The sequence below is a fragment of the Streptosporangium heterodermiicola genome (assembly GCF_051390675.1).
Classification (GTDB): Bacteria; Actinomycetota; Actinomycetes; order Streptosporangiales; family Streptosporangiaceae; genus Streptosporangium.
Genome location: NZ_JBPJSR010000003.1, coordinates 219568 through 233057 on the forward strand (window position 1 = coordinate 219568; position 13490 = coordinate 233057).

General features: G+C 69.8%; 13 protein-coding genes. 9 read left to right on the forward strand and 4 right to left on the reverse strand.

The window, feature by feature from the left end; all coding sequences use genetic code 11:
• Nucleotides 1-52: 52 nt before the first annotated feature.
• From ACSC1Q_RS08145 to ACSC1Q_RS08170, 6 genes are all read left to right on the forward strand, one after another.
• The gene (locus ACSC1Q_RS08145; RefSeq protein ID WP_436758041.1) at nucleotides 53-634 is read left to right on the forward strand and encodes a TetR/AcrR family transcriptional regulator; all 582 of its coding nucleotides are present in this window, start codon (nucleotides 53-55) and stop codon (nucleotides 632-634) included.
• Nucleotides 635-654: 20 nt separating this feature from the next.
• On the forward strand, nucleotides 655-1407 hold the full coding sequence (locus ACSC1Q_RS08150; protein ID WP_436758042.1) for an SDR family NAD(P)-dependent oxidoreductase: 753 nt from the start codon (nucleotides 655-657) through the stop codon (nucleotides 1405-1407).
• 143 nt (nucleotides 1408-1550) lie between these two features.
• The gene (locus ACSC1Q_RS08155; protein WP_436758043.1) at nucleotides 1551-2294 is read left to right on the forward strand and encodes a phosphodiesterase; all 744 of its coding nucleotides are present in this window, start codon (nucleotides 1551-1553) and stop codon (nucleotides 2292-2294) included.
• Between the two features lie 672 nt (nucleotides 2295-2966).
• Nucleotides 2967-3545 carry a sigma-70 family RNA polymerase sigma factor gene (locus tag ACSC1Q_RS08160; RefSeq protein ID WP_436758044.1) on the forward strand — a complete coding sequence of 193 codons (579 nt, stop codon included), beginning with the start codon at nucleotides 2967-2969 and terminating at the stop codon, nucleotides 3543-3545.
• A complete protein-coding gene (locus ACSC1Q_RS08165; protein ID WP_436758045.1) occupies nucleotides 3542-4276 on the forward strand; it encodes an anti-sigma factor family protein in 735 nt (244 codons plus the stop codon). The genes ACSC1Q_RS08160 and ACSC1Q_RS08165 overlap by 4 nt, the downstream gene beginning before the upstream one ends.
• A 74-nt stretch (nucleotides 4277-4350) precedes the next feature.
• Nucleotides 4351-5391, forward strand: coding sequence for a CHRD domain-containing protein (locus tag ACSC1Q_RS08170; protein ID WP_436758046.1), 1041 nt, complete (start codon nucleotides 4351-4353; stop codon nucleotides 5389-5391).
• 315 nt (nucleotides 5392-5706) lie between these two features.
• Here the strand turns inward: ACSC1Q_RS08170 and ACSC1Q_RS08175 are convergent, their stop codons facing one another.
• On the reverse strand, nucleotides 5707-6123 hold the full coding sequence (locus tag ACSC1Q_RS08175) for a winged helix-turn-helix transcriptional regulator (RefSeq protein WP_436758047.1): 417 nt from the start codon (nucleotides 6121-6123) through the stop codon (nucleotides 5707-5709).
• A 95-nt stretch (nucleotides 6124-6218) separates the two neighbouring features.
• Here ACSC1Q_RS08175 and ACSC1Q_RS08180 point away from each other — a divergent pair, with 95 nt between their 5' ends.
• A complete protein-coding gene (locus ACSC1Q_RS08180) occupies nucleotides 6219-7151 on the forward strand; it encodes an NADP-dependent oxidoreductase (RefSeq protein WP_436758048.1) in 933 nt (310 codons plus the stop codon).
• Between the two features lie 14 nt (nucleotides 7152-7165).
• Here ACSC1Q_RS08180 and ACSC1Q_RS08185 read toward each other — a convergent pair whose 3' ends face one another.
• Nucleotides 7166-7759 (reverse strand): NADPH-dependent FMN reductase, encoded by a 594-nt coding sequence (locus ACSC1Q_RS08185; RefSeq protein WP_436758049.1) that lies wholly within the window; start codon nucleotides 7757-7759, stop codon nucleotides 7166-7168.
• 321 nt (nucleotides 7760-8080) lie between these two features.
• Here ACSC1Q_RS08185 and ACSC1Q_RS08190 point away from each other — a divergent pair, with 321 nt between their 5' ends.
• Nucleotides 8081-8344, forward strand: coding sequence for a hypothetical protein (locus ACSC1Q_RS08190; RefSeq protein ID WP_436758050.1), 264 nt, complete (start codon nucleotides 8081-8083; stop codon nucleotides 8342-8344).
• Nucleotides 8345-8518: 174 nt separating this feature from the next.
• Here ACSC1Q_RS08190 and ACSC1Q_RS08195 read toward each other — a convergent pair whose 3' ends face one another.
• The gene (locus ACSC1Q_RS08195; RefSeq protein ID WP_436758051.1) at nucleotides 8519-8890 is read right to left on the reverse strand and encodes a ClpX C4-type zinc finger protein; all 372 of its coding nucleotides are present in this window, start codon (nucleotides 8888-8890) and stop codon (nucleotides 8519-8521) included.
• Between the two features lie 228 nt (nucleotides 8891-9118).
• On the reverse strand, nucleotides 9119-11752 hold the full coding sequence (locus ACSC1Q_RS08200; protein ID WP_436758052.1) for a replicative DNA helicase: 2634 nt from the start codon (nucleotides 11750-11752) through the stop codon (nucleotides 9119-9121).
• 469 nt (nucleotides 11753-12221) lie between these two features.
• Here ACSC1Q_RS08200 and ACSC1Q_RS08205 point away from each other — a divergent pair, with 469 nt between their 5' ends.
• Nucleotides 12222-13490 carry an MATE family efflux transporter gene (locus ACSC1Q_RS08205; protein ID WP_436758364.1) on the forward strand — a complete coding sequence of 423 codons (1269 nt, stop codon included), beginning with the start codon at nucleotides 12222-12224 and terminating at the stop codon, nucleotides 13488-13490.

Below are 13490 nucleotides of genomic sequence, written 5' to 3' on the forward strand. Positions count from 1 at the left end.
ACGGACCCCGGTTTATTTGACTGACCGTTCTAGATTGTTTTACGTTCTTCCCATGGTGAGGACGAAGGAGTTCGATCCGGACGCCGCCCTCCAGGCGGCGCTCGACCTGTTCTGGGAGCGCGGCTACGAGGCGACGTCGGTGAGCGACCTGGTGGAGCGCCTGGGGATCGGCCGGGCCAGCCTGTACGCCACGTTCGGCGGCAAGCACGAGCTCTACCTCCGGGCGCTGCGGCGCTACCGGGAGATCCGCCGCCCGTTCTACATGGAGACGCTCTCGCGCCCGGGACCCGCGCTTCCCGCCGTACGGGAGCTGGTGGAGGGCTATGTCCGCGACTCCGTGGGGGACGCGGGGCGGCGGGGCTGCATGATCGGTAACGCGGCGGCGGAGATGCTCCCCGGAGACGAGCGGGTGGCCCGGTGCGTGGACGGCGAGTGGACCGCGCTGGAGACCGCGCTGGCGTCGGCGCTCACCAGGGCGCGGGCGCAGGGGGAGCTGCCCGCCGGCCGCGACCCGCGTGCGCTGGCGGGCTTCCTGCTGGTCTTCCTCCAGGGGCTGCGGCTCACGGGCAAGGGGACGTCGGACCCGGTACGGCTGCGTGACGCCGCCGCGCAGGCGCTCACCATTCTGGACTGATCGATCCACTAAGGAGACATATGAAATTTCAGGACAAGGTGGTTCTGGTGACCGGGGGCGGCACGGGCATCGGCAGGGCCGTCGCACGCGGGTTCGCCCGCGAGGGCGCCCGCGTCGTGGTGGCCGCCCGGGGCCCGGAGGCGCTGGAGCAGACCGTGAAGCTGATCGAGTCGGACGGCGGCCTGGCCTCCGCCCTCGTCGCGGACGTCTCCGACTCCGCCTCGGTGGCCGGGCTGGTCGAGCGGGTGGTGGCGCGGCACGGCGGGCTGGACGTCGCGATCAACAACGCGGGGGTCTTCGCCATGGGCGAGGTCGCCGACCTGCCGGAGGAGGACTTCACCCGGGTCGTCGGCGTCAACCTGACCGGCGTCTTCCTCGCGATGAAGCACGAGATCCCGGCGATGCTCGCCGGTGGCGGCGGGGTCATCGTCAACGTCGCCTCCCAGGTGGGGACGCACAAGCGCATACCGGGCCTCGGCGCCTACGCGGCCTCCAAGGCCGGGGTGACGGCGCTGACGCGCACCGCCGCCCTGGAGTACATCGGCCGGGGGATCAGGATCAACGCGATCAGCCCGGGGCCGCACGACACCCCGATGTCCATGCGGCCGGGCGAGACGGAGGCCGACCGGGCCGAGCGGATCAGCCGGCAGCTCCCGATCGGCAGGGTCGGCTCCCTCGACGAGATCACCGGCAGCGTCCTGTGGCTCGCCTCCGAGGACGCGGCCTTCGTGGTCGGCGCCGACATCGTGGTGGACGGCGGCTCCACCGCCTGACCCGGCGTCGCGCCCGGCCGCTCGGCTCGACGTTGAGCCCGTCTGTCCGGGTCCTTCTCACACCGGCTTTCCGCGCCCGGTGCGTTCCTGCCATCCGTCCCGGATGCTCGGCGACAGGAAGCCGGATATGTCACTCTTGATTGATGCTGATCCTGGCGCACGTAAGTGACGTCCACATCGACGGTTCCCCCCGCAGCATCGACAGGACCCGATCCGTCATGCGGCACCTGGAGAACCTGCCCGGCCCCCTGGACGCGGTCGTGGTGACCGGCGACATCGCCGACAACGGTCTGATCGAGGAGTACGAGATCGCGCGTGAGCTGCTGACCACGCGCTATCCGACGATCATCTGCCCGGGTAACCACGACGTCCGTCCGGCGTTCCGCAAGGCGCTGCTCGACCTCGACGAGGGCGGCGACGGGCCGGTCAACCAGGTCCTCAGGCTCGACGGGCTCACCGTCGCGCTGTGCGACTCCAGCGTCCCCGGGCGGCCGGAGGGCTTCCTGGAGGACGAGACGGTCACCTGGCTGAACGGCGTGCTCGCCGAGAACCCGGACACCCCGGCCATCGTCGGCATGCACCACCCGCCGGTGTCGCTGGGCACCCCGTACGTGGACGCGATCCGGCTGCGGAACCCGGAGCGGCTGGAGGCGGTCGTGCGGCGGCACCCGCAGGTGATGGCCGTCATCGCCGGTCACGCCCACACCGCGGCGAGCACCACCTTCGCGGACCTGCCGCTGTCGGTCGCCCCGGGGGTCATCTCCACGCTGCGGCTCAACCGGGAGCTCGACACCCCGGTCCCGGTCGACTACGACCTGCCGCCGCAGATCGCCCTGCACGTCTTCGACGGTGGCCGCCTCATCACCCACGTCCGTCCGGTCCTGTGACATCGCCGCGGCCCGCTCCCACGGCGTGCCGCGACCCGAGCGGCACGCCTCACGAGACCGGCCACCCGACGTCCGTACTCCACACTCCGTACTCCGTATGACGACCGGTCCCGCGCCCCGTCTCCGCATTCGCACGCCGCGTGAAGGCCGGTGCCGTACCTCGTGCCGATGGGTCGGCACGGACCGGTCACGCCCCCGTATGAGGATCGGCGGGCCGATCGCGCTCTCGTGTGAGGACCGGCGCCGCCTCCCGCACCCCCGCTTCCGGTTGGGCGACACCATGGTGGCTCACCGGTTCGGAGAGGTGTCTTTGCCCGGAATTAGCCCTACTTTCCCCTTATGGGAAGCTAGTTCGGCTGATAATCGAGAATCCACATGATCTGTTGAACCCTCTGGGATCCGGCGCCGTACTGCCTGCCGACACCGGAAAATCGTCCGGCGGCCGACCCCCGGAGGGCACAGCGTGATCGTGAACGCCCCGCGGCGGCCCGCTCCAGCGGGCACCGCCGTGATCGCGGAACCGCCGTCCGGCCTCCGCGCCCACGACGAGGCGGGCGGCACCGCCCCGCGCGCCGGTCGCGACCGACCGGCGCGCGCCGCGGGACGCGCGTGATGACGCGGCAGGGCGCCTGCCCCGCCCCGCCGGCCGATTTCCCCGGAGAGAACCCCAACGTGAAAGCCTCACCCTGGCCCGGCGACCGGCCGAACCGGTCCCGGTCCCGCCGTCTGCGACCGGTCGACACCCCCGACGACGAACTGGTCGTCGCGGAGCTGTACAGGGCGTACCACCGGCCGCTGCTCTCCTTCGTCGTACGGCTCACCCGTGGCGACGTGCAGTGGGCCGAGGACGTGGTGCAGGAGACCATGGTCCGGGCGTGGCGCAGCGCGGACCGGTTCGACGCCGACGCGTCGTCCCTGATGCCTTGGCTCGCGACGGTCGCCAGACATATCGTGATCGACGACCAACGCCGTAAGGACGCGCGTCCCCACGAGGCGGGTGAGGGACCACTGGAGAGTGTGCCCATGCCCGATCAGATGGAAGACCTTCTGCGACAGGTCGTCGTGGCGGACGCGCTCGACTCGCTGTCGCCCGCCCACCGCGAGATCCTCAACGAGACGGTCCTGCGCGACCGGTCGGTGAACGACGCCGCCGAGACGCTCGGCATCCCGGTGGGCACGGTGAAATCGAGGGCGTACTACGCCCTCCGCGCGCTGCGCGTCGCCCTTGAGGAGAGAGGGGTGACGGCATGACCTCGCGGGTGGAGCACACCGACGTGGGCGCGTACGCCCTGGGCATCCTCGAAGAGCCCGACCGGACGGCTTTCTCGGACCACCTCGCCACCTGCCGGTCCTGCGCCGCCGAGCTCCAGGAGCTGTCCGGGGTGGCGGGCGCGCTCGCCGGCGTCGGGCCCCTGGACGACGAGCGCGACGACGCCGGTGGCGGTAGCGGCGACCGGGGTCCCGCCGAGGTGGTCAACCTGCTGCGCCGCCGCAAGGCGGCCGACCGGCGCGCCCGCAGGGGTACGTTCGTGATCGGCGCCGCCGCGGCCGTCACCCTGGTCGCCGGTGGGATCGCGGTGGGCACCTCGATCTCCGGCGAGAACGGGAGCGGGAGCGTTCCCGTCGGCCACTCCGCGCACGGCCCCGCCGAGGACGCCTACCGGGCCGGCACGCCGGTCGCGGGCGCGGGCGCCCCCGGTGTCACCGGCGGCCTGGTGCTGGAGACGAAGGGCTGGGGCACCCACGCGGCCCTGGAGCTCAGGGGCGTCAAGGGACCGCTGGAGTGCGAGCTGGTCGCCGTCTCCCGGACCGGCGAGCGGCGCGTGGTCACCGGATGGGCGGTGCCCGAGCGGGGCTACGGGGTGCCCGGCTCTCCCGAACCGCTCTACGTGCACGGCGGGGTCGCCTGGGAGCGGCCCGGGATAGACCGCTTCGAGGTGCGCACGAGCGGCGGTGACACGCTGCTCACCGTCACCGTCTGAGCGGGGCATCTTAGCCCTCTCCTGGAACGGGAGAGCCTTCTGAGAGCCGTTTCCTTGTGTGCATTTTTACGTATTTGAACATTGAACCTTCGGTGGCCGTGGCGCCGTACAACCGGCTGAAGAACGCAGCAGCCCCTTACAGCTACGAGAGGTTCACGATGTCCAAGCGCACCCTCACCGTCTCCGGCGTGGCCATCGCCGCGGCCCTGCTCTCCTCGGCCCTCGCCCCGGTCGCGCAGGCCGGCACAGCCACGGTCACGCGGTCCGATACCGCGGGCACAGCCACCGCGGGCACAGCGGACGCCTACTTCGCGGGCACCCTGCTCGGGAGGAACGAGGTACCGGTCAGCGGCGGTCCCGCCGTCGGCGACAAGAACGGCAAGGCCATCGCCGTCGTCCGCATCCGCGGCAACGAGGTCTCCTACGCCGTACGGTGGGAGGGGACGGCCACCCCCACCGCGTTCCACATCCACCAGGGCAAGGCCGGCAAGAACGGCGACGTGAAGGTCGGCTTCTTCATGGAGGCCCTGCCCGGCGGCAGCAAGGCCATCCTCGGCAGCGTCAGGATCAACGACGGCGGCCTGCTGTCCGGGATCAAGAGGAACCCGAAGAACTGGTACCTCAACCTGCACACCGCCGAGTTCCCGGGTGGCGCGGTGCGCGCCCAGATGCACCGGATCAGCCCGACCAACCTGGCCAACGTGCTGGCCGCCGGCGTGCACCCCGTCTACCACTCCAACGCCGACGGCCGCCAGGAGGTCCCGGCCCCCGGCAAGAAGGTCGGCGACCCGAACGGCCGCGCCGAGTGGCTCGTCGGCATCAAGGGCTCGAAGGTCTACTACGCCACCATCTGGGAGAGGCTCGCCGCCCCCACCAACGGGCACATCCACCGGGGCAAGAAGGGCAAGAACGGCGATGTCGTGATCGACTTCTTCGCCGACACGAACGGCCTGCCCAAGGGCGTCACCGGCATCGCCGGCACCGCGTCGGTGAAGTCCGACATCGCCCAGGGCATCAAGAGGAACCCGAAGAACTGGTACACCAACCTGCACACCACCGAGTTCGGCGGCGGCGCGGTGCGTGGCCAGCTCTACCGGTCCGGCAGCGGCTGGTAGGCGGTTGGTGGAAGGACGTCCGGGGATCACGCGGCGGCTGTGAGCGTCCGGACGCGGAGGGGATCCACGGCGGCCACGAGCCACCCGTGACCCCGGAGACGACGGCGCCCGCCACCCGGAACACGACTTCCGGGTGGCGGGCGCCGTCGCGCGTGACGGCCGGTGACGCGCCCGGGTCGACATGCTCAGGCCCGCACGCCCGGGTCCGTATGCTCGGTCCGCTCTGGCCCGCACGCCCGGGTCCGTACGCCCGACTCGCTCAGGTCACGAGGACGGGCCCGCACGCGTGATGACCGACGACCCGCCCGGGTCCGCTCAGCTCACCTGGACGGGCCTGGGTTCCTCGTCCGCGCGGAGGTCGTAGAGCTCGCGGGCGGCCATGATCTCGGGCAGGTGCCTCTCCGACCAGCCCTTGATGCCCTCCATCAGCGTGACCACGCTGTGTCCCAGCGCGCTGAGCTCGTACTCCACCCGGGGCGGGATCGTCGGGTAGACGGTGCGGATCACCATCCCGTCGCGTTCCATGTTCCGCAACGTCTGGGTGAGGCTCTTCTGGGTGATCCCGTCCACCCTGCGGCGGAGCACGCCAAATCGGACCGGGCCGTCCCGCAGGGCGTCGACCAGCAGGCAGGTCCACTTGTTGGCGATCGCCTCCAGGACCTTCCGTGAGCCGCACTCCCGCAGGTACGCGTTGGCGGCGCCACGCTCCCGCAGGCCAGAAAAGGTTTCCATGAGGTACCTATATCTCCAAAAGGTGCCTTCTTTCAACGAGATACCGATGTCGCCGACGATTGGTCCCGAAGAGCTTCCCCTCAGAGGAGATCACGATGCGCGTCATCACCCAGTCCGCCGTCGGCGCCCCTTCCGTGCTCGGTGTCGCCGAGGCCGACCGGCCGGAGCCGGATCACGGGCAGGTCCTGATCAAGGTCGGGGCCGCCGGGGTCAACCCGGTCGACGGAGCGGTCCGCTCCGGTCTCTGGGCGCTGCTCGGCCCGCCGCCCTTCACCCTCGGCTGGGACGTCGCGGGCACGGTCGAGTCCACCGGGCCCGGCGTGTCCGCGTTCGCCCCAGGTGACGAGGTGCTGGGCCTGCTCGCCTTCCCCGGCGCCGGCAACGCCTACGCCGAGTACGTGCTCGCCTCGCCCAACGAGATCGTCCACCGGCCCGCCGCGCTGCCCGTGGAGCAGGCGGGAGGGCTCCCGCTGGCCGGGCTGACCGCCTGGCAGGCGCTGGTCGGCATCGCCCGCGTCACCGAGGGGCAGCGAGTCCTCGTCCACGCCGCCGGAGGAGGGGTCGGCCACCTCGCCGTCCAGATCGCCGCGTCCCTCGGGGCGCACGTCACCGGTACCGCCCGCACCGCCAAGCACGACCTCCTGCGCGAGCTCGGCGCGCACACCCTGGTCGACCACACCGCCGCCGACTTCGTCGCGGAGACCGAGCCGGTGGACGTGGTGTTCGACCTGGTGGGAGGCGAGTACGGGGAACGTTCCGCCGCCGCGCTCAAGCCCGGCGGCCTGCTCGTCGGAGCGGTGGGGAGGAACCTCGGCATCACGCGGGAACGCGCGGCCGAGCTGGGCGTACGGCTCGCGGTGGTGAGCGTGCGCCCCTCGGCGGCCGACCTGTCGCGGCTGACGGCCCTGGCGGAGGCGGGACGGCTCAGGGTTCACGTGGACCAGACGCTGCCGCTGGCCGAGGTGGCCAAGGCGCACGAGCTCCTGGCGGCCCGCCGTACCACCGGGAAGATCGTCCTGATTCCCTGAGGCACCCGGCCGGGTCAGGTGGTGTAGGGGCGGGCGGTCCTGCCCTCGCGCAGCGTCCGCGCCCACCAGGTCAGCTGGCCGAGCAGGATCCCGGCCGCGCCGTCGCAGCTCTGCGGGCTGGTCGGCGCCCCCTCGTCGTCGAAGTGCTTCCAGGCGCCGTGGAAGCTGACGGTGTCGCGGACGGTGACCGCGTGCAGCTCGGCGAAGACCAGGCGGAGCTGCTCGACCGCCCGCAGGCCTCCGGAGATGCCGCCGTAGGAGACGAAACCGACCGGCTTGGCGTGCCACTGCCGGTCGTGCCAGTCGATGGCGTTCTTCAGCGAGGCGGGGAAGCTGTGGTTGTACTCGGGCGTCACGACGGCGAACGCGTCGGCCCTGGCCAGGCGGGGCGTCAGGGCTCCCAGGGCCCGCGACGCCTCCACGGCCGGCCCGGCCCCGAAGCGGGGCAACACCATCGGCAGGGGGATCTCCGCCAGGTCGATGACGTCGACGTCGAGGTCCTCGTGCCGGCGGGCCCGGCCCGCGAACCACTCCGCGACGGTCGGGCCGAGCCGACCCTCCCGGACACTGCCGATGATCACCGCTAGCCGGATCGGCTCCTCGGGCATGACGGTCCTCCGCTGGTCACAGTGGGCTTGTCCGCGCCCTCGCGGCGCCGTGTGAACAGGTTCGTACCTCAACCATGGTTCACGTCAAGTCGGAACCCCGCGCCCGCCGGAATCAGCGGGACACGAACGCTTCCGAATCTCGCAGATGCGATGTGAAAGCGGCAGATCATGCTTTGCCTACCAGGCATACCGGCTCTTGATACCGGAATGTGCGAAGGTATCGTGATGGTTCGTGACGACGTTTCGGATCGGCGGGGCCACCGCGCTGTCGAGCGTCAGCCCCGACACGCCCGCCGGCGGGTGGACGCAGGGCGGTCCGTCATGACCGCCGCCGCTCCGCCGCGCAACGCCATCTGCCTGGGCGGTCCCTGCCACGGCATGCTCACCCACATCGACCAGGACATCGGCACCCTCACCGTGCCCGTCCCGCGCCGCTCGCCCGAGGAGCCCGAGGCCGTCGCCCGCTATCGCATCACCCGCGAACGGGTGCACCACCCCTGCCGTACCGAGCCGTTCATCGCCCTGCACTGGGCCGACACCGTCGAGCCGTCCGGCTCGTCCTGCCCGTGCGGGTGCGCCCACTAGCCCGCCAGGGGATGCGCGCGGTCATGGATCCGGGTGGTCGAAGCCCGGCGTGGAGGATCTTTCCCCAGGTGAGGGCGATTTTCCAGGTGAGGGCGACGATGCGGTCCGCGGCGTGCGGCGAGACCCGCGGTGACGGCGAGGCCCGCGGTGACGCCGGGGCCCCCGCCCCTCGGGTCACTCCTCGCCGGAGAACCGCTCCCAGGCGGACTGGCGGGTGATGCCGAGAGCCTCGCCGATCTTGGCCCAGGTGACACCGCGCCGGCGCAGCTCCTGCACCCACGAACGCAGGTCGGCCTCGGCCTGCTCGATGTGCGCGGCGACGCGCGGAATGTGGCCCAGCATCTCCTCATCCGTCAACGACTCCCAGACGGACACGAGCGGTTTCGCGGGACTGCCGAGGCTCTCGTCGATGATCGACGCGGCCAGGGCCACGCACTCGTTGCAGATGTGCACTCCGGCGCCGGCGACCAGCTTGTCGACCTCGGTGTTCGGCTTGCCGCAGAAGGAGCATCGAGCGAGCTCGGTCAGGGTGTCAGGCGGTGCCACGACGTCCTCCTTGGTGTCAGGATCTCCCTGACACCGTAATGCGTCAGGGATCCCCTGACAAACGGCACGCGGATCGTCCGGAGCGTGAACCACCCGTTGGTCGCCTCCCTGGGCTCCCCGACGCTCTACGACCGGTACGGGAACCGGATGAAGGACGTTGGTGGCTTCCGGCCGGGCCAGGTCTTCACGATCTCAGCGGCACGGTGGAACACCGCGCCCTCGGAGCTTCTAGTGAGGGGCCATGTCGACGAAACGGCTGTAGTGGCCCTGGAACGCCACGGTGACCGTGGCGGTGGGGCCGTTACGGTGCTTGGCCACGATCAGGTCGGCCTCGCCCGCCCTGGGCGACTCACGTTCGTAGGCGTCTTCCCGATGCAGCAAGATGACCATGTCGGCATCCTGCTCGATCGAGTTGTGAACGCCGATGCCATTCGCCACAAAATTGTGAGTGCCCAGAACGGTGGCGTCAAAGACAGCCTCCTCGCCCTGGGGATCGATGGAGATGACTTCATCCCAGAAGACATCATTGGTGGCAAGCATCTCCAGCTGGGCATCGTCGAGAATTGTCGCCACCCTTCTCAAGCGTCCACCGCTTGGGGCACGCTTCCACATGGCACTCCCGCAGAACTGGGTGCCGAGTTGAGCCGAGAACTCGCGATGGGTTGTTCCCTGCTCCACCAGTATGCTCCGTACCTTGTCCCAGACCTCGCGAGGCACGGTGTCCGGGTTGGTGTTCGCTGTCATCCCACGCAGTGCGGTGACGCACCGCTCCGCCTGTGCCGAACGTGCGCCGTGAACACCAATGTCATCGATGAAACGAAGTTGATTCTCCGAGCCGTGAACAAGCAACTGATATCCCGGCCGGTGTTCGCCTTTTTGGACCTTCTTCACCCTGGTCATCACGTTGAAGCGCAGAAGAAGCCGAGCGACGTCGTCGACCAGACGACGACTGGTGGATGCGTAGTAAATCCGTGCCCGACCGACCTTCTCATCCCACCAGACACAGCCATCGGTTGCCCACAGGTGGCGTAGGAAAAGAGCGACCTGACGATTGGGTAGGGAGAAGATCTCTTCAGGGACATACTTTTCATGGCTTCTCAACCCGAAGAGTCCAAGTGAGTCCAGCCAGGCAGCGATCGGATTTCTCTTGCCGCGGGCCAGGCGATAGGGCGCGGGAAGACGCAGAGTGGTTACCCGGGCAGCCTCGTATTCATCCCGGACAGCGGTGACACCGAAGTGGCTTGCCGCATTGGTCATCGCTTCGAGGCATGCCTCGTCCCTGCTGGCATAGCGTATCGGCTGGGACCTCACGAACGATCCGTCACCGATCATATGCGCCAGCATGACGACTTCGTCTTCCGGCCATTCTCGGACCCGCTCGGGGGGCGGTACGTGACGAGGCACAGCCAGTCGGGTCCCTGGGTGGAGCTCGCCCAGGGGACGCCATCCGTCGTAGGTCATGAAGGGATGATTCGCTGTTGCCTTGATCTCCCTCCCGGACCTCAGCCGAAGCCTGAAGACTTCCTTCATTCCACTCGGGAACACATGGGTCATGGTTCGCTGGGTGAGTCGCAGCCGCTCATCCAGCGACCACACGGGAATGTCACGCTCCCCGCTCTCCAGCAATTCTCCCAGGGATACCTCCGCGCCGGTGTCGGCCCGGAGAATCCGGGTGTCCGCCGTGAGACACCCGGACTCGCGAAGGTCGCTGACCATGGGCCGCTTGTCCGTCCGCTGCTCGGGGCCACGGTTGAGCTGGGAGATCGCGATCACCGGGACCTCCAGCTCCTTGGCGAGGAGCTTGATGGCCCGGGAGATCTCGGAGACCTCGTTCTGGCGGCTCTCGGTCTTCTTCGGCGAGGACATCAGCTGCAGATAGTCGATGATGACGAACCGCAGGTCGTTGCGCTGCTTGAGGCGGCGGCACTTGGCCCTGATCTCCATCATCGACATGTTGGGCGAGTCGTCGATGAACAGCGGGGCCTCGGCCACCTCGCCCATCCGCCGGGCCAGCTTGGCCCAGTCGTCGTCGGTCATCGTGCCCGATCGCATGGCGTGCAACGCCACCCGCGCCTCGGCCGACAGCAGACGCATCGTGATCTCATTACGCGACATTTCCAGCGAGAACACCACAGTCGTCATGCCGTGCTTGATAGCGGCAGATCTCGCGAAATCCAGCCCCAAAGTCGACTTGCCGATGGCGGGGCGGGCGGCCACAACGATCATCTGGCCGGGGTGCAGGCCGTTGGTGAGGGAGTCGAGGTCCTGGAAGCCGGTGGGAACCCCGACCATCTGGCCGCTCCGGCCGCCGATGGCCTCCAGCTCGTCGAGGGCGCCCGGCATGATGTCGGCCAGCGGGATGTAGTCCTCGGAGGTGCGGCGCTCGGTGACCTTGTAGATCTCCGCCTGCGCGCGGTCGACGAGGTCGTCGACCTCCTCGTCCTGACCGCCGTAGCCGTAGGAGACGATGCGGGTGCCCGCCTCGATCAGGCGGCGGAGGATGGCCTGCTCGCGGACGATCCTCGCGTAGTAACCGGCGTTGGCCGCGGTCGGGACGACGGCGGTCAGCGTGTGGAGGTAGGCGCCGCCGCCGATCCTGGCGACCTCGCCCCGCTTCTGCAGCTCGTCGAGGATGGTGACGGCGTCGGCGGGGTCGCCGCGGCCGTAGAGGTCGGTGATGATGTCGTAGATGATCTGGTGGGCCGGACGGTAGAAGTCGTCTGACCGCAGGATCTCGACCACGTCGGCGATGGCGTCCTTGGACAGCAGCATGCCGCCCAGGACCGACTGCTCGGCCTCGATGTTGTTCGGTGGGGTGCGCTCGAATCTCGGCTCGAAGACCGGCGGCTCCGCGATGCTCACCACACACCCCCTCTTTCGAACACAGTTACGCTATCTCTATTTGTAGCCGATCGGGGTGACAGTTTCGCCGCTTCGCGCCCGGCTGGCAACGCGGCCTGTCGACAGAGGTGTGGATAAGCTGTGCACTTCTTCCCCAGAGGTGTGGGCACCCTGGGGACAGTGCTGTGGATAACTCTTGTCCACAGCTGTGGATAACGCTCTGACCAGCGGAAACATCATCCACCGCCTGTGGAGAAAAGAAAGTTTGGGCGACACGCCGAAAGTCGCCCCCGATGGCACGTCCTGACGGGTTCATCCCGCCGAAGATCCATTCAGAGGTAAGAGGCACAATGGACGGGTGCCTCTTACTCCTCGATCCGGCCGACCCGGTCGATCCGGCCGACCCGGTCGATCCAGCCGGTCCGATCGGTCCGATCGGACGGGTCGATCCGGCCGGTCCGATGGATCGGGGCGCGACCACGATAGGCAGATCCTGCGGCTCGCGCTGCCCGCGTTCGGTGCCCTGGTGGCCGAACCGCTGTTCCTGCTGACCGACACCGTCGTCGTCGGCCGCCTGCCCGCCCCCGCGCTCGGCGCCCTGGGGGTGGCGAGCACGGTGCTGAGCTTCCTCGTGGGACTGTGCGTGTTCCTGGCGTACGGCACGACCGCGGCGGTGGCCCGGCAGATCGGGGCGGGCGAGACCGGGCGGGCGCTCCGGCAGGGGGTGGACGGCCTCTGGCTGGCCGCCGGGGTGGGACTGGCGATCATCGTGGTCGTCTGGCCGCTCGCCCCCTCGCTGGTCCACCTGATCGGCGCCGAGGGCGAACTCGCCCGGCAGGCGGTCACCTACCTGCGGATCAGCCTGCTGGGCGTACCCGCCATGCTGCTGGTGCTCGCGGGCACGGGCGTGCTGCGCGGCATGCAGGACACCGCCACCCCGCTGCTGGTGTCGGTGGGGGCCTTCGCGCTGAACGCCGTGCTCAACGTCGTGTTCGTCCTGGGACTGGGCTGGGGGATCGCGGGCTCGGCCTGGGGCACCGTGCTGGCCCAGTCGCTCGCCGCCGCCGTCTACCTCCTCCTCATCCTCGTCCGGTACCGCGCGCCGTTCCGCCCCGACCTGGCGGGCGTGCGGGCGGCGGGCTCGGCCGGGATCGCTCTGATCATCCGTACGGCGTGCCTCCAGCTGGTGCTGGCCGTCGCGACCGCCGCGGCCACCCGTATGGGGGAGTCGCAGATCGAGGCGCACACCGTCGCCATCAGGATCTGGACCCTGATGGCGTTCGCCCTGGACGCGATCGCCATCGCCGGGCAGGCGATCACCGGCCGCGCGCTGGGCGCCGGCGACGTGGCGGGAGCCCGCGGCGCCACCGGGCGGATGGTGGTCTGGGGAGTCGGCTCGGGCGTGCTGCTCGGCCTTCTCATCGTGCTGGCCAGGCCGTTCGTGCCCGCGCTGTTCGACGCGGGTCCCGTCGTCGCGGCGGAGCTGCTCGACCTGCTCTGGGTGGTGGCCGTCCTGCAGCCCGTCGCCGGGGTGGTGTTCGTGCTGGACGGCGTGCTGATCGGGGCCGGAGACGGGCGCTACCTCGCCTGGGCGGGGGTGTGGACGACGATCGCCTACCTGCCCGCCGCGTTCCTGGTGGACCTGCGGGGCGACGGCCTGGTGGCGCTCTGGCTGGCGCTCGGGCTATGGATGACGGCCCGGCTGCTCACCCTGTCGACGCGGGCGTACGGCAGGGCGTGGCTGGTGGTGGGCGGCTGA